This is a genomic window from Nonomuraea zeae, assembly GCF_005889725.1.
Lineage (GTDB): Bacteria > Actinomycetota > Actinomycetes > Streptosporangiales > Streptosporangiaceae > Nonomuraea > Nonomuraea zeae.
This window is the reverse complement of record NZ_VCKX01000178.1, coordinates 1-25,735: the sequence shown is the minus strand read 5'-3', so window position 1 is coordinate 25,735 and position 25,735 is coordinate 1. Positions and strand designations below refer to the sequence as shown.

Here is a 25,735-nt window from a genome sequence, read left to right as displayed (position 1 = left end):
GCCCCGACCCCAGTCCCGTTCCAGACCTGGCCATCGTCCAGTCCCGAGCCCTCTGCCGACGCGCCGACCCACCCGGAGGATCCGATCACCGGTAACACCAACCCTTCATCGTTCGACCACCAACCGCGGCTGGCGCGCCGCCGCGTGATCGAGACGGCGAACCTGAGCCTGCGCAGCCAGACCCACGCCGACATCGTCCGCTGGACGTGCCCGCACGGCCGGCACGCGGCCGAGGGCTGCGTCACCTGCTATCACGCCTCCACGGACGCCGACCCGGCCCTGCCGCTCTGGGAGGTCGCGGCCTGGTTCGTCTCGGCGCGGCCGATGCCCATCAGAGCCCTGCACGACGTCCACCGCCACGGCAGCCGTTTCGCCCTCGACCAGCCGTCCACGCCGCTGGTCTTCCTGCTCAGCGGCCAGACCCGGGCGGCCACGGGCGTGGAGGCGGTGGCGGGCCTCGTCGGCTTCCTGGTGGACAACCGGCACATCGTGGACGAGTTCACGGTGACCGAGATCCGCGCCGTCCACTCCTGACCGCGCCACCCGCCCGAGAGGGCCCGCGGCGCGGCCCTGCCGTTCGTCCCGGGGGTGGAAATGCGAAAGCGCCCCCCGCGGGACGAATCCCACGGGGAGCGCTCACGGGGTTTACCAGTCGCCGCCGCCGAAGTCTCCGCCACCGAAGTCGCCGCCGCCGCCGAAGTCGCCCCAGCCGCCGCCACCGTCGCCGCCGCCGAAGTCGCCACCCCCGCCGAAGTCGCCTCCGCCGTCCTGGTAGCCGCCGCCGTAGCCGCCGTAGCCGAAGCCGCCGCTGAGCATGCTGCCCATCATCGTGCCGATGAACATGCCGGTCATGACGTCGCCGAAGCCGCCGTAGTAGCCATAGGCGTACGGCTGGTAGGCCGGGCCCGCGTCGTAGTAGGGCCGGCGCTGGCCGTCGACCATGACCTCGCGCATCTGCGGGTCGAAGCCGCGCTCCACGGCCTCCGCGTCCATCTTGCACGCGGGCACGTCGCGGACCGCGCCACCGGGCGGGGCCCAGCGGACGTCACGGACCGAGGGGCCGTGCTGCGGGTTGAAGAAGCAGGGGGAGCGCCGCTCGGGCAGCGGCTCGTTGCCGACCCTGGCCTTGACCACGGCCAGCGCGTAGCGGCCGTCCTCGAGGGTCTGGGTGACCTCGCGGATCTGGTCGGCCCGCTGCACGGTGGCGAGCTGGGTCTTGGCCTTCTCGTAGGAGTCGAGCGCCGTCTGCCACTCGTCGATGTGCTTGCCGCCCTCGCCGGAGAGCACCACGTCGGTGTCGAGCGCGGTGATCTCCTCGCCCAGCTTGGTGACGTCCTCCTCGACGGTCTGCTTGACCGCCGCGAGGTCCTTCGCCTCCTGGATGGCGCGCTTCTTCTTCCTGTTGCTGGAGTAGAGGAAGTAGCCGCCACCGCCGACCAGCACGAGGGCGCCGAGGCCGATCAGCGCGGCCTGGCCGCCGGCGCCGGGGTTGGCCTGGCTGCCGGAGTCGAGCGCCGAGCGCTTGCCCTTGACGGCGAGGTCGACGCGGTTGGTGAAGTCCTTCATGCCGGCCACGACGTCGCCCGAGTTGGCGGTGACCGCGCGGTTGGCCAGCTCGCCCGCGAGACCCGCCTGGCGCAGGGCACTCGAAGCCGCGAACAGCGTCGTGCCGTCGAGCACGGCGTACGTGGCCCGGTTGCGGCCCGCGGCGGTCAACGCGGTGTTGAGCTGGGTCATGTAGGACGCGATGTTGGAGTTGTCCACCGTGCCGTCCGGCAGCGCGACAGCGTAAACCTTGCTGTCCGCCCCCTTGAGCGCGTCACGGATCTCATCCTGCTGGTCTGACGTCAGTGGCGAGCCCGACTCGACGTAGAGCGGGTCCTGCTTGTCCTTCCAGAAGGACACCACCGTGTTGGCGTCAGGGGGAGCCGCCGCGTGAGCGGCAGGGGACAGCGCAAGAACGACGAATAGACCGGCGATCAGAGCCGCGATCGCGGCCCCTGCTCGGCGCAGCGAATGGGTCATTGGCAGCAAGCCTCCTTCGCCCATGAGGACGAACGGGCGGTCGGCAAAGTTCCTCACTGCGCACGTTACCTGGCGCGGTCGTCGCGGGCCCACATGCCGGGCACGTGACCGGTCAGCTGTCCTTGATCTCGCAGATCGTCTCGCCGGAGGTCACCGTCTGCCCGACGGCGGCCGTGAGCCCCGTGATCGTGCCCGACTTGTGGGCGGTCAGCGGCTGCTCCATCTTCATGGCCTCCAGCACCACGACCGTGTCGCCCTCGCGCACCTCGCTCCCGTCCGCGGCCACGACCTTGACGATCGTGCCCTGCATCGGGCTCACGAGCGCGTCGCCGCCGGCGGCCGGCTTCTTCGCGCTGCTGCCGCCGTGCCGGGGCGCCTTGTTCGCGCTCGGCGCAGCGGAGGACATGCCGAGACCGGCGGGCAGGACCACTTCCAGGCGCTTGCCCCCGACCTCGACGGTCACCCTCTCGCGCCCGGGGCCCTCCGCGGCGGTGGCGACGTCCCCGGAGTAGGGGGCGATGGTGTTGTCCCACTCGGTCTCGATCCACCGCGTGTGCACGGAGAACGGCGCGGAGGCGAAGGCCGCGTCCTCGACGACGGCCCGGTGGAACGGCAGGACGGTCGGCATCCCGTCGATCTCGAACTCCGCCAGGGCCCGCCGAGACCGCTCCAGCGCCTCCTGGCGGGTGCGCCCGGTCACGATCAGCTTGGCCACCAGCGAGTCGAACGTCTGGGGCACCGTCATCCCCGCTTCGTACCCGGCGTCGAGCCGCACGCCGGGCCCGGACGGGGCACGCATGACGGTGAGGGTCCCGGGCGCGGGCAGGAAGTTGCGGCCCGCGTCCTCGGCGTTGATCCGGAACTCGATCGAGTGCCCGCGCAGGACCGGGTCGTCGTAGCCCAGCCTCTCGCCGTCGGCGACCCTGAACATCTCGCGCACCAGGTCGATCCCCGAGACCTCCTCGGTGACCGGGTGCTCGACCTGCAGCCGGGTGTTGACCTCCAGGAAGGAGATGGTGCCGTCCTGCCCGACGAGGAACTCGCACGTCCCGGCCCCGACGTAGCCGGCCTCCTTGAGTATGGCCTTGGAACTGCGGTAGAGGATCTCGACCTGGTCTTCGGACAGGAACGGCGCGGGCGCCTCCTCCACCAGCTTCTGGTGGCGGCGCTGGAGCGAGCAGTCGCGGGTGCTGACCACGACCACGTTGCCCTCGTGGTCGGCCAGGCACTGGGTCTCGACGTGGCGCGGCCGGTCGAGATAGCGCTCGACGAAGCACTCGCCCCGCCCGAACGCGGCGACCGCCTCGCGCACGGCCGACTCGTACAGCTCGGCGACCTCCGACAGCTCGCGGGCCACCTTGATGCCGCGCCCGCCGCCGCCGTACGCGGCCTTGATGGCGATCGGCAGCCCGTGCTCCTCGGCGAAGGCCACCACCTCGGCGGCCCCGGACACCGGGTCCTTGGTGCCGGCGACCAGCGGTGCGCCGACCTTCTGCGCGATGTGCCTGGCCTGGACCTTGTCGCCGAGCGCGGCGATGGCGGCCGGCGGCGGGCCGATCCAGATGAGACCGGCGTCGATGACGGCCTGCGCGAAGTCGGCGTTCTCGGCGAGGAAGCCGTATCCGGGGTGCACGGCGTCCGCTCCGGCCCGCCGCGCGATCTCGATGAGCTTGCCGATGTCGAGATAGGTCTCGGCAGGGGACTGGCCGCCCAGGGCGTAGGCCTCGTCCGCCACCTTGGCGTGCAGGGCGTCGACGTCCTGGTCGGCGTAGACGGCCACGCTGCCTATTCCGGCGTCCTTGCAGGCGCGTGCCACCCGCACGGCGATCTCGCCACGGTTGGCGATCAGAACCTTCCGCACCGACCTTCGTCCTTCCTGCGCGAGTTGCGGCTCAGCGGCCCAGGTAAGCGCCGCCGTTGACGTGAAGCACCTGCCCAGTGACATGCCTGGCTCCCGCGGAGGCCAGGTAGAGAACGGTATCTGCCACGTCGGCGGGAGTGCCAGGGCGTCCGTTGCGCGTGTTCTCCACGCGTGCCCTTATTCCGTCCTCCGTCAGCCTGCCGCGGAAGAACTCGGTGTCCACGACGAGACCGGGGGAGACGATGTTCGCGGTGATGCCCTTGGGGCCCAGTTCGGCGGCCAGGTCGGCGGTCCAGGACTCCATGGCGGCCTTGGCGGCGCCGTACGAGCCCGAGCCCGTGCCCCGTGCGGCGATCGAGCCGATCGAGATGACCCGGCCGCCCTTGCTCATGCGCGGCGCCAGCGCGGTCGTGACGAGCACGGCCGACATCAGGTTGGCGTTGAGATTGGCCCACCACGCCTCGGCCACGTCCATCAGCTCGTCCGACTGCCTGCGGTCCAGGTTGGTGTTGCCGCCGGCGTTGTTGACCAGCACGTCCACCGTCCGCGGCAGGTCGGCGAGCGCCTCGCTGACGGCGACGGGGCTGGCGGCGTTGAAGCACGCGTACGCGGCCCCGAGCCGCTCCGCGGCCTCCTTCAGCACGTGGTCCCGGCGGCCCGTGATCGTCACGTGGTCGCCGAGCGCGGCGAAGGCCGCGGCGATCGCGTAACCGATGCCCGTGCCACCGCCGGTCACCACTACCTCGCGCATGCCCGACCGCTCCCGATCGATCCGAATAATCCTCGGGTAGACCATAGCCGCTGGGCATAACACCGGCGACAGCCCGTAGGCACCCTTAGGGTGAAGCCGCTTTCACACGGTCCAGGAGGTATGCATGAGCCAGAGCATGCTCGGCGGCGACCCCGCGGAAATGCAGCAGATGTCCACCCAGTTCACCCAGCAGTCCGAGGCGGTCCGCACCACCATGACCGCGCTCGACCGCGAGGCGGCCAAGGTCGGCACCGCGTGGACGGGCCCGGGCGCGCAGCGTTTCCAACAGGCCTGGCAGAACTACCGCACGGCCTTCCAGCGCATGACAGAGGAGCTCCAGGAAGCTTCCAGGGTCATCGGCACCTACCGGCAGAACATCGAGTCCGCCACGAAATGACCCACGAAAAGACCACGGTCTGAGGCCCTGGCGAGGGTGCCGGGGCTTCTTTCCGTTGCCGGGCCGTTCTCCCCGCCGAGTTGACCGGGGACACTTCTGGGCCAACCGGGCAGGCTACGCTCTTTCGCCATGATTGGTCGCGCCCTCGTGGCGAGCGCGCTCGCCCTGCAGTTCCCGCTGATCCCGGCGGCCGCCTCCGCCGCGGCCTGCGAGCCGGCGAGGGGCACCATGCAGGTCGGGGAGTCGTGGGCGCAGAAGCGGCTCGACCCCAAACGCGTCTGGTCGCTGTCCACCGGCGCCGGCGTGTCGGTGGCGATCATCGACAGTGGCGTCGACCTGCAGCACCCGCAGATCAGGCTGGCGGGCAAGGCGGATCTCACCGGCACCGACGACCGCGACTGCATCGGGCACGGGACCGCGGTGGCGGGCATCATCGGCGCCCAGTACATGAAGGGCGTGCTGTTCTACGGCATGGCGCCGGGGGCGCGGCTGCTGTCGTACAAGCAGACCACCAGCGAGCGGGAGGGCGATCCGGCCCTGCTGGTCAACGCCATCAAGTCCGCCGCCGACGAGGGCGCCAAGGTCATCAACGTGTCCATCTCGACCGTGGACCAGCCCGCGCTGAAAGCCGCGGTGGAGTACGCGCTGGCCAAGGACGCGGTGGTCGTGGCCGCCGCGGGCAACGTCCAGAAGGAGGACGGCACCCCCGTCCCCGCCTATCCGGCGGCCTATGAGGGGGTGCTCGCGGTCGGCGCGGTGAACCAGAGCGGCGCCCTGACCGACTTCTCCAACGTCAAGACCCCCGTCGCCGTGCTCGGCCCCGGCCAGGACGTCGCCTCCACGTGGCCGGGCCGCTCCTACAACACCGACCTCGACGGGACCAGCTACGCCGCCCCCTACGTGGCCGGGACGGCGGCACTCGTCCGGGCCAGGTTCCCCTCCCTGGACCAGGCCCAGGTACGCCAGCGCATCATCGCCACGGCGGACGGCGCGACGGGCGGCGGCAAGGGCGCGGGGATGGTCAACCCCATGCAGGCGGTGAGCGCGATCCTCCCGTACGAGCCGGCCAACGCTCCCGTGGTCGCGCCCCCTCCCGCGAGCCCGCTCCCGCAGGGCGCCGTGGCCGGGGTCCCGCCGGTGGACCACGGCGCGATCAACCTGGCCCTGATCATCGCCGGGTGCGCGGCGGGGCTCTCGCTGCTCGTGGCGGCGGCCCGCGTGATGATCCCGATGGGGCGGCGCAGGGGCTGGCGGCCGGGCCGCGCGGAGTGACCGCGGGACGGCCGGGTCACCGCCGATTCACGCGGATCCGCGCCGTCTCACTGGCTCTGCAAGGAAACGGAACGGTGAATTGTCGGGGACGGTCCGAAACCCCTGATGCGTATGTGACAGATCTGATTGAATATGTCTAGATCATGCTTTGCTGTGAAAGGTCTGGTCATGAACCCTTTGCGCCCTGGTGACCCAGAGCGGATCGGCGATTACAGCGTCGTTGGGCTGCTGGGAGAAGGGCCGCGGGGCGAGGTGTTCCTCGGTCGAGAGTCCGAGGACGCGCCGATCGTCGCCATCAAGCTGCTCCCCGCCGTGCCCGACGCGGGTCCCGACGCGCTTGCGAGGTATCTCGGCGCCACGCGCGTTTCGAGCTCCTACGTGGCCCGGGTGCTGGGCGCCGGTTTCCTCGAAGATCGCCCGTACATCGTCCGTGAGCACGTCGAAGGCAAGAGCCTCGCCGAGGTGGTGGCGGAAGACGCGCCGCTGAGCGGGGACGCGCTGGAGCGGGTCGCCGTCGGCGTGCTGACCGCGCTGTCGGCCGTGCACCTCGCGGGCCTGACGCACCGCTCGCTCACGCCGCACAACGTCATCATCGGCCCGGACGGCCCGAGGGTCACCGACGCCGCGCTCGGCGACCCCGTGGGCGAGATCGTCTACCAGGCTCCCGAGCAGATCGAGGGCCTGCAGTACGGCCCGTACGCGGACGTGTTCGCCTGGGCCGCGACGATCGTGTTCGCGGGGACGGGCAAGCCGCCGTTCGCCGAGCAGGACGCGGTGCTGAACGCCGAGCCCGAGGTGGACATCGAGGCCGAGCCGATGCGCAGGGTGCTGCTGTCGGCGCTGGCCAAGGAGGTCGGCGGGCGGCCGACCACGTACAGCGCGCTCATGCAGGTGCTCGGCGACACCAGCGCGCCCAAGCCGCCGGCGGCCAAGGACCCGGTGGTCGAGAGCCCGCCGCTGGAGGGCGTGCCGCTCCAGGGGCTCGCGATCCCCAGCCCGATGGGCCCGGTAGGCCAGGATCAGCCGACCCTGCTGGACGGCCCGACCCTGCTCGACGGCCCGCCGCTGGTCCAGGGGCCGCCCGTGCAGGGCCCGCCGATGCAGGGCCCCCCGCCGGGACCGCTCGTCCAGGGACCCCCGATGCAGGGCCCGCCGATGCACGGTCCCCTCATGCAGGGCCCCCCGATGCAGGGCCCGCCCATGCAGGGGCCTCCCGTGCAGGGCCCGCCCATGCAGGGCCTGCCGGTGCCGCACCAGCCCGAGGCGCCGATGTGGGGGCCTCCGGAGGCCGAGCCGCAGCCGCCGCACCAGATCAGGCTGGAGGCGATGCCGTCCAGGTCCGCCTCCCCGACGCCGCGCCGCGGCTTCCCCATGGCGCTGGTCGCCGGCGTCGGCGTGGTCGCGCTGCTGTCCGGCCTGGGCCTCTGGGGCGCCAACAACTACGTCCGGCTGCAGCAGGTCAACCCCGCCTCCGTGGCGCAGGCCAACGCGAACGGGATCCCGGTCCCGGCCAGCGCCGGGCTGACGCCCGCCCCGCAGGGGGGCGGCGACCCCGCGGGGACCGACGCGCAGCAGGCGCAGCCCCAGCCCACGGTGCCCTGGGGCACCACGGCCAACCCCGATGACGCGGGCGTGGGCCCGCTGCTGCTTCCCACCGACTACGCCTCGGGTACGCCCGGAGTCCCGGTGCCCGACCTGACCAGCGTGCCGACGACGCCCGCCGCGATGCCCACGCAGCCGGTCGCGGTCCCCACCGCCCAGCCGACCGCCACGCAGTCCGCCACGGCGCAGCCGACCACGACCAAGAAGCAGCGCGGCAAGCCCACGGCGACGGTCACCAAGACGGTGCCGCCCACCAAGACCCCCACGGCGACGCCGACCCAGGAGCCGACGAAGGAGCCGAGCAAGGACCCGACGCCCACCCGGGAGCCGGATCCCACTCCGACGAAGACGACGGCCAAGCCGACGCCGACCAAGACGACGGCCAAGCCCACCCCGACCAAGACCACGGCGAAGCCGACGCCCACCAAGACGACGGCCAAGCCCACCCCGACCAAGACCACGGCCAAGCCGACGCCGTCGACTCCGGCCAAGAACCCCTACACGGCCACGCAGGTGTGCGGCTCGGGCTTCTCGATCCAGCGCACCAGCCCGTTCGTCGGTGGCACCACGTACCAGCTCTGGAACAACAGCACCAGCCAGAACTGCGTGGTCACCATCAAGTCCGCGGACGTCGGCAAGAAGACCCCGGTCAGCGCCACGCTCGAGGTGCAGGGCGGCGGCAGCCAGTCTGACAGCGGCAGCTACGAGTACTACGCGGGACCGGTGAAGCTGTCCGCCAAGGGCAAGTGCGTGCGCTTCTCCGGCAGCGTCGGCTCGCAGAGCACCAGCCAGGGCTGGGCCAACTGCGGCTGAGCCACCCGACGGCGAGAGCATGAGAGAAGGCCCGGACCAGCTGGTCCGGGCCTTCTGCCGTGCGAAGGGGGCCGTCAGTAGCCGACGTAGCCCGAGCCGGTCTTGGTGCCGACCACTCCTGGCACGTTCGAGACCGAGCCGTAGCGGGAGATCGCGTACCGCACGCCGGCGATGATGTTGTCGACCGGGTTGTAGATGTTCTTGTGCCCGGCCAGCGAGTACGAGTTGAACGTGGGGTCGATGGTCTGCATCAGCCCCTTGGACGGCGTGCCCTTGGCCGCGTTGGAGTCCCAGTTGTTGATGGCGTTGGGGTTCCCGCCCGACTCGTGCCGGATGATCATGGCGATGTCGCTGGCGTTCATCTTCGAGGCCGGCACGCCGTGCTGCGCCAGGATCGACATGGCCTCCTCGATCCACTCCTTGAGCTGGCCCGTCGGCGCGGGCCCGCCACCGGCCGGCGGCGGTCCGCTGGGGCCGTAGCCGCCGAAGCCGCCTCCTCCCGAGCCGCCCCGCGAGCCGTTGCCGCCCGAGGCGGACTGCGTGGAGGTGCGGCTCTCCTGGTAGCTGGGGTCCCGCTCCCAGTCGAGCTTGCGCCCGTTCTCGGGGGTGAACTCCTGGGTGGACACGTCCGGGATGTCGCGGAAGGTGAGGCCGCGCTCGTCCATGACCGATTTGATGGCGTTCTTGGCCTTGGTCACCGCGCGGTCGGCCGAGTCCACCCACGGCTGCGCGTCCGTCTTCGCCTGGTTGACCAGCGTGGTCAGCCCCGGCGTGACGTCCTCTTCCTTCGCGTCGGGATTGTTGTTGAAGAAGCGGGTCCGGTAGTTGCGCGCGTTGGTGTTCAGGTCGCGGCAGATGGCGCTGATCTCGGTGTGCGACTCGCGCAGCGCGGTGGCGGCGTCGTCGAGCGAGCCGGCCGCGTTGGACAGCGCCAGGTTGAGGTTCTCGCCCGCGGCGCCGTACTTGTTCATGTAGGTGGCGAACTGGTCGGCCGAGCGGCCCTGCCACGCGTCGTCCACCGTCTGGACCGCCGCCCCCAGGGCCCCGGCGAACTCGTTGATGTCGCCCGACACGCTCCGCCAGGCCTTGGCGAGGGCGTCGATCTTGCCGGGGTCGCCGGTCACCTTGTTCAGCATCGTGTCGAGGGCCGCGCCCCCGGGCAGGTGCGCGACGCTCATGAGGTCGCCCTGTGGGTCCTTCGGATGTTCTCCTCCACGTTGCTCAGACCGCGTTCCGTCCCCGCGAGCTTCCTGCGGGCCTGGTCCATCTCGCTGATGAGCTCGGTCCAGACGTCGTTCGCGGCGCCGGCCAGGGTGCCGGAGTCGGTCAGGTGGCCGAAGACGTCGGCGCTGACGGGCGTCCTGTTGTTGCGCGGCTCGCCGTCGTCGCCGTAGGTGACCTCGCCGGGATTGCGCTCGGTCAGCGTGTCCTCGTACTGGCCGGACGCCGTGTGGATGGCCGTACGGCACCGGTCCAGCGCCGTCAGATGGATGTCAAGGTCCGCCATGGCGCATCAGCCCTTCTTCGCACACGATCACTCCCGGCCGGCGTCGAGGAACGCCGTCTGCATGAGGCGGGCGCCGTACCGGCGGTCCACGAGGTGGCCGCGCCCGGGCGGGAGCGGCTGGGGACGGACGTTGCCGAACAGGTAGCCCTCGTCCTTGTTGCCGGACATGAGCAGCGCGGGGGTCGCCATGTCCTTCATCCGCTGGATGATCGGGTCGAACATGGCCCGGCTCGCGCCGCCCATCTGCCGGGAGATCACGAGGTGCAGGCCGATGTCGCGGGCCTGCGGCAGCAGGTCGGCCAGGGCCAGCAGCGGGTTGGACGACGTCGCCACCAGGTCGTAGTCGTCGACGAAGACGTACAGGTCGGAGCCCTGCCACCAGCTGCGCTCGCGCAGCTGGTCCGGCGTCAGGTTCGCCGGGGGCAGGCGGCTGAGCAGGGCGCCCTTGGCGTCGTTGATCAGCTCGGCGGCGGCGGCGCTGGAGGCGGCGTAGCCGATGCGGTGCTCGGTCGCCGCGGAGTCGAGCAGCGACCTGCGGTAGTCGATCACGATCATCATGGCCTGGCTCGGCTGCTTCCTGCTGACCAGGCCCTCGGCGAGGAGCCGCAGCAGGTTGGACTTGCCGCTCTCGTTCTCGCCGAACACCACGAAGTGCGGGTCGGCGTCGAAGTCGACCGCGACGGGCGACAGCGTGGCCTCGTCGATGCCGATCGGGATCCGCTCCCGGTCGTCGGGCAGCGCGGAGAGCGGCAGGACCGCGGGCAGCAGCCGGACGGGCGGCGCGGGAGGCCCCTGCCACGACTCGCGGACGGCCTGCACCATGCCGCGGGCCCCGGTCGCGAGGTCCGTGGAGCTCTGCACCCCGTCGATCCTGGGCAGCGCGGACAGGAAGTGGAAGCCGTCCTTCGTCAGACCACGCCCTGCCGCGCCGTCGGGCACGGCCAGCGCCTTCTTCCTGCTGACCTCGGACTCGTAGGCGTCTCCGAGCTTGAGCTCGATCTTGGTGCCGAGCAGGTCGCGGATGCTCGGGCGGAACTCCGACCACTTGTTGGTGGCCGCGATGAGGTGGATGCCGTAGCCGAGCCCGCGCGCGGCGAGGTCGGTGACGATCGGCTCCAGCGTGTCGAACTCCTGCCGCAGCGTCAGCCAGCCGTCCACGACCAGGAACACGTCGCCCCAGCCGTCGCCCTCGATCGCGCCCTCCGCGCACAGCCGCCGGTAGGAGGCCATCGACTCGATGCCGCGCTCGCCGAAGTCCCGCTCCCGCCGTTCCAGGAGCCCGCTGATCTCGGCGACCGTACGGCGGACCCGGTCGGCGTCGAGCCGGGTGGCCACGCCGCCCACGTGCGGCAGCCCCTCCAGCGAGGCGAGCGCGCCGCCGCCGAAGTCGAGGCAGTAGAACTGGACCTCGCGCGGGGTGTGCAGCAGCGCCATGCTGGCCACCATCGTGCGGACGACGGTGCTCTTGCCGCTCTGGGTGCCGCCCGCGACGCCGACGTGTCCCGCGCCGCCGGACACGTCCAGCCAGAACGGGTCGCGGCGCTGCTCGAACGGCTTGTCGATGATGCCGACGACCGCGTGCAGCCGGCCCCGGCCCGTCCAGCCGGTCGTGCTGAGGCCGTACTCGGGGGTGACCGAGAGCGGCGGCAGCAGATGGGCCAGCGTGGGCGGCTCGGACAGCGGCGGCAGCCAGATGCGGTGGGCCGCGGGGCCCTGCCCGGCCAGCCGGCCGACCACGACGTCGAGCAGGCTGCGCTGGCTGCTGCTCGCGGGCTCGTCGTCGGGCTGCGGTCCCACCTGGACGGGGGTGGTGATCTCGGGCAGCGGCACGTGGGCGGGGCCGTACTCGACGACCTCGCGGATCGGCGCCTGGCCGTCGGGCGTCACGGCCTGGGCCGGGTCGTCGTGGTGGGCGCCGGAGACGTAGGCGGCCTTGAACCTGGTCATGCCGGTCGTGTCGAACTTGAGGTAGCCGTTGCCGGGCGCGGAGGGCAGCTCGTACGCGTCCGCCACGCCCAGCACGACCCGGCTCTCCATGGCGGAGAACGTCCGCAGGCCGATCCGGTAGGACAGGTGCGTGTCCAGGCCGCGCAGCCGCCCCTCCTCCAGCCGCTGCGAGGCGAGGAGCAGGTGCACGCCGAGCGAGCGGCCGAGCCGGCCGATCATCACGAACAGGTCGATGAACTCCGGCTTGGCCGCCAGCAGCTCGCTGAACTCGTCGAGCACGAGGAACAGGGTCGGCATCGGCCGCAGGTCCACGCCCTGCTCGCGGGCGCGCTCGTAGTCGCGCAGGGAGGCGTAGTTGCCCGCCGCGCGCAGCAGCTCCTGCCGGCGCACCATCTCGCCGTGCAGCGCGTCGTGCATGCGGTCGACGAGGGGGAGCTCGTCCTCCAGGTTGGTGATCACGGCGGAGACGTGCGTGAGCGTCTCCAGGCCGAGGAACGTCGCACCACCCTTGAAGTCGACCAGGACGAAGTTGAGTATCTCGGAGGAGTGCGTGATCGCCAGGCCGAGCACGAGCGTGCGCAGCAGCTCCGACTTGCCGGAGCCGGTGGCTCCGATGACGAGCCCGTGCGGGCCCATGCCGCCCTGCGCCGACTCCTTGATGTCCAGCTCGACCACCCGGCCGTCGCCGCCCAGGCCGATCGGCACGCGCAGCCTGTTGCGGCCAGCCCTGGCCTGCCAGGTGACGGCGGTCTGCAGCCGGGCGGGGTCGCCCACGCCGAGCAGGTCGGTGAGCGTGGTGTTGGTGCCCAGCAGGTCCTGGGCCTCGCCGCCGGAGTTCGCGGAGGAGCGCAGCGGGGCGAGCTGCCTGGCCAGCCCTTCGGCCCGCGGGTAGTCGAGCTGGTCGGGATCGCCCAGCCGGGTCGTGGACCGCTTGCCCGCGTGGTCGATCTTCACCATGTGGAAACCGTCGGGCAGGATCTCCAGCCTGAGCGTGCTGGCCTCCTCGACCGGCCCGGTCGACTCCGACAGGTCGATCACCGTGACGCCCTGGATGGCGTCCGTGCCGAGCTGGGAGTCGTGCGGCACGTGCCCGCCGTCCACGATCACCAGGTGGTACGGCAGCGCGTCCGCCGCCGTGCCCGGCCGGAACCTGGCCCGCTCCTTCAGCTCGTTGCCCACGAGCTGGTCGAGCTGCGCCAGGTTCTCGCCCATCAGGCGCACCTGCCCGGCCGCGTCCACCTCTTCCGGATGCAGCGCGTGCGGCAGCCACTTCACCCAGTCCCAGTGCGGCATCGACTCCTTGCTCGCGCACACGAGGATCCGCATGTCGTCGGGGGAGTGGAACGTGGCCAGCTGCGCGACCATGGCCCGGACCAGGCCGCGCACGGCCCGCCGGTCACCCGTGAGCAGGATGCGCGCGAAGGAGTTGAGCGCGACCGCCACGGGCAACCCCGACACCGTGGAGTGGGACCTGACGAACCTGCGCAGGGCGCCGGCCGTCAGCGCGTCGAGGTCCTCGACCGGCTTGGAGTCGGGCGGGACGAGCTGCACGGCCAGTTTCTGCACGCCCGTGCCCAGCCGTACGGTGCCGAAGTCGTCGTCGCGCGGCCTGCGCTCCCACAGGCGCGGGCCCATGGCGACCCACCAGAGCGTGTCCGGCGCGGGCCCGCTCCATTCCAGGGCCTCGCGCTGCTGGATGGCGGCTTTTCGGACGCGTTTACGGATCTGGGAGAGGTAGCGGAAGTAGTCCCTGCGCAGGCCGTTGAGCCGGTTCTTGCGCTCGCCCGCGTTGCGGCCGAACTGGCCCATCGTCATGCCGAGCATCGAGACGGCGAACAGGCCGCTGGCCACGTACATGATGGGGCTGGAATTGCCCCCCGCGGTGAACATCAGCCCCATCGCCGCTCCGCCGGCCAGCATGGGGACGTACATGAGGATGCCCATGAGCCCGGCGGGCTGGACCTCGGGAATCTCGGGGGGAGATTCCAGCAGGATCTCGCCACGCGGCGGCTGGGGGCTCGGCCGGCGCTCGGGGCGACGTACGACAACAATGCTCACTGGCGGGACAACCCTCCTGTCACCTGGAACACTTTCTTACCAGACCCGCCGTCCCTATATGTTCGGCGTGTCGGATTTATCCAGCCATACCTGGAGTAACCGTGACTTCGCTTGCGCATCAGCCGATGCAGCCGAGGCAGCCGATGCCGTTCCCGCAGGGCGGGCAGCCGCAGATGCGGGCGCCGCTGGCGCCACTGTGCCATGTCACGATCGTGGCCCCGCGCCGCAGGGTGGATCTTGCACTGCCGGCGGACGTCCCGCTGCCGCACGTGCTGCCCGGGTTGCTGCGCGCGGTCGGCGAGGCGGGCGGCGATGCCTCCGGCTCGCCCGGCTGGGTGCTCCAGCGGCTGGGCGGCGCGCCGTTCGACATCGGGCAGACGCTCACGTCCCTGGGGGTGCTGGACGGCGAGCTGCTGTACCTGCGGCCGCGCGAGTCCGCGCTGCCGCCCGCGCTCTACGACGACGTGGCCGACGTGGTGGCCACCGGCGTGAAGGAGAGCACGGGCAAATGGGAGAGCCGCCACACCAAGGCCATGGGCACGGGCGCGGCGGCCGTCATCCTCGCGCTCGGCGCCCCCGCGCTGATCCTGTCCGGGAGCGCACCCCTGGGCGTGACCGTGGTCGCGGGCATCCTGGCGGTGCTGCTGATCGGCGTCAGCGCGGCCCTGTCCAGGGCGGTGGGCGACTCCTCCGCGGGCGCGCTGATCGGCTACGCCGCCCTGCCGTACGCCTTCCTGGCCGGGCTCTACGGCCTGGTCAGCGGCTCCACCCTGGCCGGGCTCGGCGCTCCGCACCTGCTGGCCGCGCTGACCTGCACAGCGCTGGTGGCCACGATCGGCGGCACCGTGGTCGCCGACGGCGTGGCCGGCTTCCTCGGCACGGCGATCGCGACGGTGGCGGGAGCGATCGCGGCGGCCGTGGTCATGGTGTCCGGCGTGCCCGCGGCGGGCGCGGCCGCCATGACGGTCACCGTCCTGATCGCGCTCAGCCCGCTGATCCCCGGGCTCTCCTTCAAGATCGCCAGAGTGCCGCTGCCCACGCTGCCCACCAGCGCCGAGGAGCTGCGCGCCGACAACCAGCGGCTGGACAGCGAGGCCGTCATCACCCGCACCGCGCAGGCCAGCCGGTACGCCACCGGCATGGTCACCGGCATCGGCCTGACCGCCATCGGGGCCCTGGCCTACCTGGTCACCACCCCCAGCTGGATGGCGATCTCGATGGCGATCGTGCTCTCGCTGGTGCTGCTGCTGCGCGCCCGCGTCTTCCACGGCCTCGGCCAGCGGCTCTGGCTGCTGTGCGCCGGCCTCGGCGGCCTGATGGCGGTGGGGATCGCGATCGGCACGGGCGCGGGCACCGTGGCCGCCGCCGCGGTCGTGATGGGCGTGCTGTGGCTGGCCATGCTCGTCGTCGGCCTCGGCCTGTGGCTGCCCTCCGGGCGCCTGTCGCCCTTCTGGGGCCGCGCGGGCGAGATCGTGGACGTCATCCTGCTGATCGCGCTCTTCCCGCTGGCGCTCGGCGTGCTCGACGTCTACACCTGGATCCGCGGCCTGGCCGGATAGCGCTGCCGCCCCCCGTTCAGGTCAGTCGTCGCGCGGGTCGCGCTCGCCCAGCCGCCGCAGCCGCTCGTTGCGACCGGCGGTCTCCGCGGCGAACGTCTCCTGGAACTCGGCGAATTGGCGCTGGATCTCCTCCAGCCCGAGCTGCTGCCCGGCCGGTACGGCCAGCAGCTCGCGAGCCTGCCGGTCCTGGTCGTCCTGGGCCTGGCGGACCGCCTGGACGACCTCCTCGGCCAGGGCCGCCACGTCCATGCGCAGCACGCGGGGAGAGAGGGTCACGCTCCGGAGGCGGCCGTCGGCGTCCACGACGGCGGTGGCCAGGCCGCTGCGGCTCTCGCCCTTGCCGACGATGTCCCGCAGGCCCTCGGCGGCCTCGGCCAGGCGGGCGACCTCGCGCTCGTTCTCCTTCAGCAGCCGTTCCACGTCGTGCTCGGTGTAGTCCATGGGACGCCACGTCATCGGCGGCTGGTTAATGAAAGGCGAGCCTGGGCTGGCGGATTGCTGAACCGCCCGTGAAGATCACGGCAAGCCGCCGGTTTCTCGGTGAATTTGGACAACAATCACGTTTTGTGTCGAATATTCAGCAGGATTCGGGCCAAGAGATCTATGTCACGTCCTCCACCATCGCGCACACGTGCAAGCGCGTCGATGAGGAGCTGCTGCCGGCCGTCGAGTTCGTGCACGGGCTCCAGCCGCTGACGGTCGTGGACGGGCTCGGCTTCGGAGCGATCGGCGGCATGATGATCGGCGGCGCGTACGAGGAGTTCCGCCACTGGCTCGACACCACGATGACCGACGCGGAGAACGCGGTGCAGGGGTGGACGGACTGCCTCGACCGGGCCAAGCGCAACTGGCGCGCGGCCGAGGAGGCCAGCATCGTGCGGTACCGCGGCTGATGAGCACCCCAGACCCCTGGGCGCACACCCGGGCCACGCCGAACCAGCCGATTCCCGGCAACCCCTACGCCACCCCGGCCGGCACGCCGACCACGCCGCCGGCCACCGGGGGATACGGCCCTCCGCGATACCCGGGCACCCCGGGGTTCGGCGCGCCCAACCCCGGTCCGTACGGCACCCCCGCGCCGCAGCAGGCGGTCTCCGCCTGGCGCAACCCCTACATGCCCTCGCTCGGCGACCGCGCGCTCAGCGTGCTGAAGCGGGCCGGCAAGCTCGCCCTGGGCCTGGCCCCGGCCATCGCCATCGCGGGCGGCATGCTGGCCAACGAGCCCGGGATGGCGCAGGCGGTCAGCGTCCTGGACAGCGGCATGGCCTCGCGGCTCGACGACGGGATCAAGCAGCTGCTCCCGCAGATCCTGAACACGGCCAGGGACGGCTGGATCGCGCTGGACCGCGACGAGTTCGAGCGGGTGATCTGGACGTTCCACCGAGAGATCGGCGCGCTGCGCAACGTGATCAGCAAGGGCAGCGGCATGCTCGACGAGGTCGCCGCGTCCTACCGGAGCTTCTGGACCTGGGTCATGCGCATGAGCTTCGCCGCGATCGGCCTGCTCGTCATCGCCAAGGGGCTGCAGCGGGTGCCCAACACCTCGGTGTGGGGGCTGCTGCTGGAGAGGTACATCACCGCCGAGGTCAACATCGCCACGCTCTTCCTGGCCACCTCGATCGCCAGCACGCTGAAGGAGGGCGGCGACGTGCTCTCGACCATGGTCAAGAAGAACCACCAGTTCAGCTACATCACTCCGGGCGGGGAAGCCGCGATCGACTTCCGGACGATCACGATCGACGCCAAGGAGTACCCCTCGTTCGCCGAGCCCGCCCAGAACTCCGGCCTGCCCCCGCGCTACCAGGACTTCGACTGGATCGAGCCTAAGCGCGAAACTTCCCCCGCAACCCCCTAGAGTTGCCGAGCAAAGCATCTACTGGGGCATATGGGGTGTGAGGATGATCGAGCGCGAGTTCGGGGCTCTGGACCTCGACAGGGTCCTCAGGAACGCCGACAGGCAGATGGCGCGGGCCGTGGAGCTGCGGACGTCCATGGCGGAGCTGGTCGGCCGGGCCCAGGACGAGGACGGCCTGGTCAAGGTCGAGTTCTCCAGCGCCGGGCTGAAGGAGCTCATCCTTCACCCGAAGGCCATGCGCCTGACCTCCGGCGAGCTCTCCGCGAGCATCAAGCAGCTCGTCAAGGAGGCCGCGGCCGACCTGCAACGCCAGGTGGCGGACATGATGGAGGAGGCCTTCGGCGAGGACAACCCCATGCGCTTCGGCACCGACGCCGACGGAGCCCTGGAGCAGGTACGCCAGTCCGAGGCGGCCTACAACCGGACCGTCGGGGACCTCATGGGCGAGCTCGACCGGATCCGGCAGCGCATGGAGGGCTGACTCTTACCGGCCGGACCGGCCCCTGATCGCGATCGTGGGGCCGGCCGGCCGGTGACGGGCTAGCCGATCTTCTCGGGGCTCGTCGGGTGCTGTGACGACCAGATGTCGCCCTCCGGGTCGTAGATCTCCCGGTCGCGCTCGCTGCTCTGGTCGGCGCCGCCGCCGCCCATTCCCATCCCGGGCGGGTAGGCCATGAAGCCGGAGCCCGGGGTGGCTCCGCCTCTGAGCACCGCCGGGCTCGCCGTCGGCGCCGTCCCGCCCGTGCCGTACCAGGTGCCGACGCCCGGCTGCCCCGGCCCTGCCGAGTACGGGTTCGGCGTGGTCGTGGTCGTGGGCATCTGGGACGTCGGGGTGATCAGGCTGGTGTTGGGCGTGGACTGGTACGGGTTCGACGTCGTCGGCGTGGTGGGGTTGGCCGGGTTGGCGTCGGCCAGCTGGGTCTGGTCGTTCGCGCCGATGACCGGGGGCACGCTCTGCTGATCGGTGCCGTTCTGGTCCTGGGTCCCCGGCTGGTTCTGCGACGGGTCGCCGGTGCCGGGCTGCCCGGGGGTGGACGGGTCCTGCGGGTCCGTGGAGGAGCCGTCCCCGCCGGGCGTCTGGTCCTGGCCGGAGCCCTGATCCTGGCCCGGGTCGCGGCCGTCCTGGCCGGAGCCCTGGTCCCCCGAGCTGCCGCTCTGGTCGCCCTGGCCGTTGCCGCCCGTGCCGCCCGTGCTGCCCGTGCCACCCGTGCCGTTCGTCCCGCCGCCGGTGCCGCCGCCGTCCGAGCCGTTGCCGGTCCAGTACTCGGTCCGGCCCGTGGGCGTCTCGGTGCCGCTGCCCGGGTTCAGCTTCGGCGCGTTCTCGGTGTCCACCGTCATCGGGTTGATGTCGGGGACCTCGAACGTCAGGCCCTCGGCGATCTGGGAGTTCAGCTCCAGGATCTCGTTGTTCAGGTTCTCCAGGTGCTTCCTGGCCAGCGCGTCCGGGGTGAGCAGGGGCAGCTCCGGGCTGCCGGTGGTCCCGCCTCCGGTGTTCTCCGAGGTGATCAGCGGCGTCGTCTCTTCGCCGAGCGTGCCGTAGTTGCCACCGTTGTTCGACAGGCCGCCGTTCAGGTTCTCCTGGATGGAGGGGGCGGGCATGGTGGACTTGTAGTGCCTGATCCGCTCGGCGTACTGGGTCATCGGCTCGCCGGTCTGGTGCATGGCGGCGCCCAGCGCGCCCGCGCTGGCGTGCAGCAGCCGCAGGGCCTTCAGCGCCTTGGTGGCGCCGTCGCCCCGCCACACCTCGGCCAGCTCCTCGGCCGCCTTCATGAAGGCGCCCTCGACCCCGTCGTCGCCCCGTACCAGTTTGGCGGCGTCCATGTAGCTCTGACCTGCCCGCTCGACCCGGTCCGGGTCAGCGCTGTTCAGCCAGTTGGCGATCTGGGCCCTGGTGGTGTTGCAGTCGGGAGCGGTGACGCCGAGGTAGTCGTAGATCCTGATCGGCTTCCACTGGTCAGCCATCTATGTCATCCCTGCCGCTTCTCACGCACTGCTGTCCTTGTGGCCTTTTTCGTAGTTCACGATGGCCTGCTCAACCGCTTCCGCCCACTTGTCGGCCTGCTCCTGGAGCTTGGAGTAGCTGGGGCCGAACACCTCGTAGGCGTTCTCGACGTTCAGGCCGAAGTTGCTGGCGACCTCCCACGAGCCGGTGGAGGTCGGCCCGACGTTGCCGAGTCCCGCCACGTTGGCCACCGTGCCGGGGCCGCTCCAGGTGGCGCTCATGCTCGCCGGGGCCTGGCCGGACAGCGCCCCGAGGCGCCTGCGCAGCCGCCGGATCACTTCGCGGACCCCCTCGTGATCGACGTACGGCCCGCGGCCGTCGTCGTCACCGAGCCCGGGGAAGTTCCTGGCCAGCTCCAATTCCGGCGGGGGCGAGCCTTCATCTGCTGGGGGGCGGCTCATGTCTTGCCTTTCGATTCACCGCGGATGTACGGATTCGTCGTCGACTCGTCGCTTCTGAAGTAGTCCTCGTCCTCGAGCAGCCACGTGGTCCGGGTGGTCTCCTTGCGCTCCTGGCCACCCTGCGAGCCGGCAGGCGGAACCATCGGGACCATCGAGGAGCCGCCGCCCACGCCGCGCAAGGCGTTCGCGGCGCTCGCCGCGCCGGACGCGCCGAAGTTGCCCGCTCCCGCGTTGGTCCCGGCGTACGGGCTGCCGATGCCCGTGGCGTTCGGCAGGCCGGTGGTGCCAGGGGCGCCGGGCGCGCCGGGGGCGCCGGGGGCGTGGAGGGACGACGGGTCGGGGAGGCCCGCCAAGGAGGTGCTCGGGCTGTTCACCGAGCCGTTCGGCGCGGTCGGGGCGGTAGCGCCGGGGGTCGTGACGCCCGGGGCGTTCAGCCCGTTCGCGCCGGCGCCCGGCCCGGTGCCGATGCCGTCGAGGTTCGTGCCCGGTATCGATCCCGCGCCCGTGCCCGGGCCCTGGATCGTGCCGTCGGGGTACCCGCCCGGCACGTTCGTGTCGCCGAGCCCCGGGATCTGGTGCCGGCTGGGGTCCTGCAGCCCGTCCTGGTTCGGGTAGCCCAGGCCGTCGAGGCCGGTGCTCGCCGGCAGGTAGGGCTGGCCGGGGCCGGTCGGCAGGCCGTTGGTGATCCCGCTCGTGTTGTTCAGCGGGATGGTGGGGACGTTCGGAGTGAGGGCGTCGAACTGGGGGATCTCGGTCCTGAGGTTCGCCGGGAACACGTTGTTGTTGAGCCTGGTGGCGTCCGTCAGCAACCGGATGTGTTCCTTCGCCTTCTTCCTGTCCTGCTCCTCCTTGGAGTCCCCGAACAGGTTCTGCATCGGGCCGTCGGTGAAGATGGCCGTGACGCCGCCGGCGATCGTGCCCACGACGGCGCCGATCACCGCTCCGGGCACGGCGCCGATCATCGCGCCGCCGGCCGTGCCCACCATGCCGCCCTGGAACGCGCCCTCCAGGATGGAGACGTCGCGGTCAGGTGACTCGGGCAGCTTGTCCCCGCCGAACGCCGCCAGCGTGTGGGCCTGGAGGATCAGCGCGGGCGCGACGCCGGAGGGGTTGGTGGGGCACTGCTCGGCGTTGACGGGCTGGTCGGTGATCGTGGTGGACACGTCCGCGGCGGCGTCCCGCAGCCTGCGCAGCGAGGCCTTGACCGTCCGCGCGTCGTCGCCCACGGTCCAGTGCAGGTCGAGCTCCCGCAGATGCCGGTCGATCACCCCGACCAGGTTGTCGAGGCGCTGCTTGGCCGTGAGGAGCTCGGAGGCGGCGTTGCGCAGCAGCTCGGGCTTGTTCTTGGTGAGCGTCTCCCGCAGCATGTCGAGCGTCGCGCCGTCGAATTCGTCGCCGTCGATCTGCGTCCTGATCGGCTGCTCGTACTCCGCCATCAGACCTGCCGCCGATCCTCGCCGCCCTCGGCGTTGTCGTAGTTGCGCAGTGCCGTGTTGAACAGCTCGATGACGCTCTCCACCTGGTCGGCGATGTTGGCGTACGAGGTGGTGACGGCGCGGATGCCGTTGCCCGCGCTCGTCTGGAAGCCGAGGGCGGCCGGCCAGAACCCGCTCATGGCCTCGGCGTCGTCGTTCAGCTGGACGACCGACCCCGTCTGCGTGAGAACAGGCGTGGCGTCGCCGCCGTTGTCGCTGTCGGGGCGCAGGAGCGCGAGCGCCTCTTCCAGGTCGGTCCTGGCGGCCTTGATCGCTCTCCTGCTGAGGTCTACCCCACGATCGGTGCCCATGCGCCCCCTCCGCTCTCAGCGCCCCCCGGCGGTGCCACCTCGGCTGTCCTACTTGCCGTCGAAGATCTGGGCGTTGATCCGCTCGACCTGCTGCATGTTCATGTTCGTGATGTTGATGTTCTTCTTCATCAGGTCCACGAACTGCGACATGTCCCTGGCCTCGGTCTCCCAGACCTGGCGGACCTCGTTGAAGACGGTCTTGGCCTGGCCCTGCCAGATCGCGCTCTTGGCCAGCAGGTCCCGCTCCAGCTGCTCCAGAGTGGTGACCATGTCGTTGAACGCCCTGGCGAAGGCGTCCTCACCCTCTCCGAGTCCGGAGAAGTTGACTTTTGTAATATCGAAAATGTCGTCAGCGGGCATTGCGGCCTCCAGTGCTGCTTGGTCGGTCAACTGCGGCGGATCGTCACCGCGACATCGGGGCGGCGTTGATCAGCGCGGCGATCTGGTTGATCGCCTCCGTCCGCTCCTGGTTGAACGAGGCGTAGTTGGTGTTGCTCGACCCGATGTTCTCGGCGAGGCGGCGCAGGCTCCCGAGGATGACGTCCATGCGCTCGTGCCACTTCTTGTGCACGGCGTCGAACGCGGCCTCCGACTGGCCGACCCAGTGTGCCTTCAGGGTCACACCCGCGGTGTCGAGGTTCATCTGGATCGTGCGCAGGCGCGTGGCTGCGTCCTCGATGAGCGTGATCGCTGCCTTGAGATCGGATTCACTTACTTGAGTCTGCGGTTCTGCCCCCACAGGGTCTCCCTCCCTTGCTGGTCGGCTGACTCCTGCCGACAACCTTGTGTCGGCAGAATCGTCACATTAGTGAACTTCTACCCCTAGCGTCGCACGTGCTGGCGTTAATTTTCCATATCATTGGGGCGGATGGTGGGTGTATTCGCAGAACGCAGTGGTTTAGGGCCCCTGATGGGCGTACACGGCGACTGACCGTAATGTCGCGCTATCCGCCTGTACGGCACCTGTGTGGCTGGCGTACCGTGTGGGGGCGAAGTGACTAGGGGGGCACATGGCCGACTCATCAGAGACTGACAACCCCTTCGGGGACATCTCGAGCCTCGGCACGAGCATGAGCCCGAGCTCCATCGACCCCAACTTCAAGATGCGTCACTCCAGCGTCAGGACGCTGGGCACGAACGTGGCCGGCTACGGCCAGGACCTGACGCAGATGAGCGACAAGACCCGGTCCATCGACATGCACACGCTGACGTTCGGCGTGATCGGCGGCGGCCTCAACGTCGCGCACCGCTCGGTGCGCGACAACGCGGCCGACGCGCTCAAGCAGGGCAAGGAAGTGCTCGACTCCTGGAAGGACGCGCTCAGCACCGCGGCCGACAACACCCAGCAGGCCGAGGAGGCCGGCAAGACCGGCGACGAAAAGGGCGGCGGCAAGACTCCTTCGCTTCCGAAGACGCCCGGCGGGCTGGGGAACCTGGGCGCCGGCGGGCTGGGCGGGTCGCCGACCGGGCTGGGCGATCTCGGCGGGAGCAAGGTCGATCCCTCGGACCTGAACCTCGACAAGCCCTCGCCGGGCGATCTGGATCCGTCGGACCTGGACCCGTCCGACATCGACACCCCGGATCTCGACCAGCCCGACCTGACGCAGCCGGACCTGACGCAGCCGGATCTCACCCAGCCGGACCTGACGCAGCCCGGGGCGACGCAGCCGGATCTGACCACCCCCGATCTGTCCGGGGTGCAGCAGCCGAACACGAGTATCCCCGACCTCAACGGCGTCAACCAGCCCACGGGCACCAATCTCGCCGGGGTGGACCCGAACCTGGCCAACACGCCCATCCCGCAGGTCCGCACCCCGGACGCCACGGCCTACGACCCGCGCACCTCCGTCTCCGTGCCGCGTAGCTCGGTCGGTTACCCGGAGGGCGCGCTCGGGAGCACCGGCTCGGCCGGGTCGGGCGTGGGCGCGCCGGGAAGCCTCGCCCGCGCGCTCAACACAGGCACGCCGATCTACCCGCCCCCCATGGGCGGCGGCGCCGGTGGCGCCGGCAACGAGGACAAGGACCGCGAACGCGGCGCGCACGTCCCCGAGGAAGAGGGCGTGTGGGGCATGGACGAGGACTACGCGCCGGCGGTGCTCGGCAGGGAGGAATAGGCGAGGCAAGTGGCGCCATACGACGGGGATCTAGAGGTCTTCATCGGAGCCCAGGCGACCGCGACGGCGGCGGCGTTCGTGATGCCGTACACGTATCCGATCGTCGGGCTCATGGGGCTGTTGATAGCGGACCCGGCCGAGCAGCATCGGGCGGCCGAGCAGTGGCTCGACAAGAACTCCGTCAACATCGGGCCGGCGACGACCACGAACGGCTCGATGTTCAGCCAGCCGCAGGAGTTCCATCCGCCGATGGTGGCGCCGGCGCGGGCCGAGAACTCATCGGGGCTCAGCGACCTGGCCTACCTCCGTAGCGAGCTGAGCCGGCTGAGCAGGGAGATCGGCAACTCGGAAGACTGGGCCGGCCGGGCGTACAAGTCCTTCCTGGAGAAGGTCGACGTGCTCGACGGGCACCTGGCCACGCTCGACAGCAACAGGGAAGGCTGCGGGAACACGCTCAAGTGCTCGGCGCAGGGGTTCCACGCGCTGATGATCTTCTGCGTGGCCGTCGCGGGAGTCCTGGCCGCGCTGGCGAGCTACGTCCTGCTGGCGCGGGCCACCGCCTTCGGGGCGCTGGCCGAGGGGCAGGCGGTCAGCATCTCGACCACCCTGCACACGACGATGAAGCAGGTGTTCGCCAGCCACTGGAAGCTCGTGCTCAAGGCCAGTGTCATCCTCGGGCTGGCGGGCGTCGCCTACAACCAGTTCGCCCAGGACCTGCCCGGCCTGCAGGCCGTGTCCGGCAGCAAGCCGAACCTGATGGAGGCCAGCGCCATCTACAACCCGGCGGAGGCGGACATCGCCGACTCGCCGGAGAGCGCGCTCGACACGAGCCAGCTCGAAGGATCCTCCCCCCTGCCCGAGTTCGGCTGGTGACAGCCGCTCCGGACGGCCGAGCTCGCCGCTACCTGCTGGCGGCGGTCAAGGGCGATCTGGCCGCCGCGGGGTCGAGCGCCGGCCCCTGCGGGATCGAGTGCATGAGACTCGCCGGCACCGGCGCGACGTCCGTGGCCTCGTAACCCAGGCTGGCCAGCACGTCGGCTGACGGCACCGGATAGCGCACCCCCTGGTCGGTGATCAGCGACAGCGCGCTGGTCACCGCGCCCAGCTGGCCCTCGCCGGGCAGCACTCCGGCCACCACGGCGCTGCCCGGCGGGAGCAGAACCTGGTCGAACCGGTCCTGGACGCCGGCGTTCGACGGCGTCGGAATCGCGATCTTGCTGCCGACCGTCACCTTCGCCGCGGTCGAGCCGGCCGCCGTGCCGGCGTAGACCGAGCAGAGCGGCACCGTGCCGGGCACGTTGATCACCCTGGGCATGGACGCGGGCAGGGTGTTGTCCATGACCGTCTGGCGCGAGGGCGAGGCGTTGGCGGAGGCGGCGTCGATCGGTATCTCCTTCGCCGGGCGGTTGCCGTACGCCTTCTTGATGGACGGGTCCTCCAGCAGGAGCCGGGCCTGCACCGCGGAGATGGGCGCCAGGCCGTCGTTGAGCAGCACGTACCAGCGGGCCGAGGTGCCCGGCAGGGCCGGCACCGTGTACACCTGGCCGACCGTCGCGGTGACCTTGCCGTTGGTACGGACCTTCCGCCCGAGGTTCGCCACCCTCGGGCCCCGGAAGTCGTGCCCGGCGGGCAGCGCGTTCAGCCAGGCCGCGGGCACCTTCCTGGGCTGCGCGTTGAGCGCGCGCACGCCGTGCTCGTTCACCCGCAGGCGGCGGTCGCCCCAGATCACCCAGTTCTGCTGCCCGTCGGAGACCACCATCGCGTCCCCGCCCACCGGCCGCCCGC

The 25,735-nt window shown here is 71.0% G+C and carries 24 protein-coding genes; 10 read left to right on the top strand and 14 right to left on the bottom strand.

Going from position 1 to position 25,735, the window contains the following annotated elements:
- Positions 1-534 (top strand): hypothetical protein (locus tag ETD85_RS40415; protein ID WP_206059162.1); only part of this gene is annotated, 534 nt, incomplete at its 5' end.
- A 111-nt stretch (positions 535-645) separates the two neighbouring features.
- Here ETD85_RS40415 and ETD85_RS63625 read toward each other — a convergent pair.
- The 3 genes from ETD85_RS63625 to ETD85_RS40400 form a co-directional block, all read right to left on the bottom strand.
- Positions 646-2,025, bottom strand: coding sequence for a hypothetical protein (locus ETD85_RS63625; protein WP_170247108.1), 1,380 nt, complete (start codon positions 2,023-2,025; stop codon positions 646-648).
- A 112-nt stretch (positions 2,026-2,137) separates the two neighbouring features.
- Positions 2,138-3,886, bottom strand: a complete 1,749-nt coding sequence (locus ETD85_RS40405) for an ATP-binding protein (protein ID WP_138695117.1) — start codon at positions 3,884-3,886, stop codon at positions 2,138-2,140.
- Between the two features lie 31 nt (positions 3,887-3,917).
- Positions 3,918-4,637: an SDR family NAD(P)-dependent oxidoreductase gene (locus ETD85_RS40400; RefSeq protein ID WP_138695116.1), complete on the bottom strand. Its 720-nt coding sequence runs from the start codon at positions 4,635-4,637 to the stop codon at positions 3,918-3,920.
- Positions 4,638-4,761: 124 nt separating this feature from the next.
- Between ETD85_RS40400 and ETD85_RS40395 the strand changes: the two genes are divergently transcribed.
- From ETD85_RS40395 to ETD85_RS40385, 3 genes are all read left to right on the top strand, one after another.
- The gene (locus ETD85_RS40395) at positions 4,762-5,034 is read left to right on the top strand and encodes a WXG100 family type VII secretion target (protein WP_165960088.1); all 273 of its coding nucleotides are present in this window, start codon (positions 4,762-4,764) and stop codon (positions 5,032-5,034) included.
- Between the two features lie 129 nt (positions 5,035-5,163).
- Entirely contained in the window at positions 5,164-6,306 is a 1,143-nt protein-coding gene (locus ETD85_RS40390) for a S8 family serine peptidase (protein WP_138695115.1), read from the top strand.
- A gap of 168 nt (positions 6,307-6,474) precedes the next feature.
- Positions 6,475-8,721: a serine/threonine-protein kinase gene (locus tag ETD85_RS40385; RefSeq protein ID WP_170247107.1), complete on the top strand. Its 2,247-nt coding sequence runs from the start codon at positions 6,475-6,477 to the stop codon at positions 8,719-8,721.
- Positions 8,722-8,795: 74 nt separating this feature from the next.
- Here ETD85_RS40385 and ETD85_RS40380 read toward each other — a convergent pair whose 3' ends face one another.
- Genes ETD85_RS40380 through eccCa form a run of 3 tightly spaced genes read right to left on the bottom strand, consistent with a single transcriptional unit; the run spans position 8,796 to position 14,233 of the window.
- Positions 8,796-9,899 (bottom strand): transglycosylase SLT domain-containing protein, encoded by a 1,104-nt coding sequence (locus ETD85_RS40380; protein ID WP_138695113.1) that lies wholly within the window; start codon positions 9,897-9,899, stop codon positions 8,796-8,798.
- Positions 9,896-10,228: a hypothetical protein gene (locus tag ETD85_RS40375; RefSeq protein WP_138695112.1), complete on the bottom strand. Its 333-nt coding sequence runs from the start codon at positions 10,226-10,228 to the stop codon at positions 9,896-9,898. Before ETD85_RS40375 ends, ETD85_RS40380 begins: the two co-directional genes overlap by 4 nt.
- Positions 10,229-10,255: 27 nt before the next feature.
- On the bottom strand, positions 10,256-14,233 hold the full coding sequence (gene eccCa, locus ETD85_RS40370; protein WP_138695111.1) for a type VII secretion protein EccCa: 3,978 nt from the start codon (positions 14,231-14,233) through the stop codon (positions 10,256-10,258).
- Positions 14,234-14,334: 101 nt separating this feature from the next.
- Here eccCa and eccD point away from each other — a divergent pair, with 101 nt between their 5' ends.
- A complete protein-coding gene (eccD, locus tag ETD85_RS40365) occupies positions 14,335-15,792 on the top strand; it encodes a type VII secretion integral membrane protein EccD (RefSeq protein ID WP_240779746.1) in 1,458 nt (485 codons plus the stop codon).
- Between the two features lie 21 nt (positions 15,793-15,813).
- On the opposite strand, the gene ETD85_RS40360 is transcribed toward eccD, so the two are convergent.
- Positions 15,814-16,248, bottom strand: coding sequence for a YbaB/EbfC family nucleoid-associated protein (locus ETD85_RS40360; protein WP_138695110.1), 435 nt, complete (start codon positions 16,246-16,248; stop codon positions 15,814-15,816).
- A gap of 53 nt (positions 16,249-16,301) precedes the next feature.
- On the opposite strand from ETD85_RS40360, the gene ETD85_RS40355 reads away from it, so the two are divergent.
- The 3 genes from ETD85_RS40355 to ETD85_RS40345 are packed head-to-tail and all read left to right on the top strand — an operon-like array spanning position 16,302 to position 18,128.
- On the top strand, positions 16,302-16,685 hold the full coding sequence (locus tag ETD85_RS40355) for a hypothetical protein (protein WP_138695109.1): 384 nt from the start codon (positions 16,302-16,304) through the stop codon (positions 16,683-16,685).
- On the top strand, positions 16,685-17,647 hold the full coding sequence (locus tag ETD85_RS40350) for a hypothetical protein (RefSeq protein WP_138695108.1): 963 nt from the start codon (positions 16,685-16,687) through the stop codon (positions 17,645-17,647). The genes ETD85_RS40355 and ETD85_RS40350 overlap by 1 nt, the downstream gene beginning before the upstream one ends.
- Before the next feature lie 43 nt (positions 17,648-17,690).
- Complete coding sequence (locus ETD85_RS40345) at positions 17,691-18,128, top strand: YbaB/EbfC family nucleoid-associated protein (protein WP_138695107.1); 438 nt, start codon at positions 17,691-17,693, stop codon at positions 18,126-18,128.
- Positions 18,129-18,187: 59 nt separating this feature from the next.
- Here the strand turns inward: ETD85_RS40345 and ETD85_RS40340 are convergent, their stop codons facing one another.
- The 6 genes from ETD85_RS40340 to ETD85_RS40315 are packed head-to-tail and all read right to left on the bottom strand — an operon-like array spanning position 18,188 to position 22,575.
- Positions 18,188-19,609 (bottom strand): hypothetical protein, encoded by a 1,422-nt coding sequence (locus ETD85_RS40340; protein ID WP_138695106.1) that lies wholly within the window; start codon positions 19,607-19,609, stop codon positions 18,188-18,190.
- A gap of 21 nt (positions 19,610-19,630) precedes the next feature.
- Positions 19,631-20,050: a hypothetical protein gene (locus tag ETD85_RS40335; RefSeq protein WP_138695105.1), complete on the bottom strand. Its 420-nt coding sequence runs from the start codon at positions 20,048-20,050 to the stop codon at positions 19,631-19,633.
- Complete coding sequence (locus ETD85_RS40330; protein ID WP_138695104.1) at positions 20,047-21,486, bottom strand: hypothetical protein; 1,440 nt, start codon at positions 21,484-21,486, stop codon at positions 20,047-20,049. Before ETD85_RS40330 ends, ETD85_RS40335 begins: the two co-directional genes overlap by 4 nt.
- Positions 21,486-21,836, bottom strand: a complete 351-nt coding sequence (locus ETD85_RS40325) for a hypothetical protein (RefSeq protein WP_138695103.1) — start codon at positions 21,834-21,836, stop codon at positions 21,486-21,488. Before ETD85_RS40325 ends, ETD85_RS40330 begins: the two co-directional genes overlap by 1 nt.
- A 48-nt stretch (positions 21,837-21,884) precedes the next feature.
- Complete coding sequence (locus tag ETD85_RS40320) at positions 21,885-22,196, bottom strand: WXG100 family type VII secretion target (RefSeq protein ID WP_138695102.1); 312 nt, start codon at positions 22,194-22,196, stop codon at positions 21,885-21,887.
- 43 nt (positions 22,197-22,239) lie between these two features.
- Positions 22,240-22,575 (bottom strand): WXG100 family type VII secretion target, encoded by a 336-nt coding sequence (locus ETD85_RS40315; RefSeq protein ID WP_170247106.1) that lies wholly within the window; start codon positions 22,573-22,575, stop codon positions 22,240-22,242.
- Positions 22,576-22,846: 271 nt separating this feature from the next.
- Between ETD85_RS40315 and ETD85_RS40310 the strand changes: the two genes are divergently transcribed.
- Together ETD85_RS40310 and ETD85_RS40305 are read left to right on the top strand one after the other, a co-directional pair.
- Positions 22,847-23,950: a hypothetical protein gene (locus ETD85_RS40310; RefSeq protein ID WP_138695100.1), complete on the top strand. Its 1,104-nt coding sequence runs from the start codon at positions 22,847-22,849 to the stop codon at positions 23,948-23,950.
- Between the two features lie 9 nt (positions 23,951-23,959).
- Positions 23,960-24,823 carry a hypothetical protein gene (locus tag ETD85_RS40305; protein WP_138695099.1) on the top strand — a complete coding sequence of 288 codons (864 nt, stop codon included), beginning with the start codon at positions 23,960-23,962 and terminating at the stop codon, positions 24,821-24,823.
- A gap of 28 nt (positions 24,824-24,851) precedes the next feature.
- Here ETD85_RS40305 and ETD85_RS40300 read toward each other — a convergent pair.
- The coding region (locus ETD85_RS40300) for a type VII secretion protein EccB (protein ID WP_206059161.1) at positions 24,852-25,735 on the bottom strand (884 nt) is incomplete at its 5' end.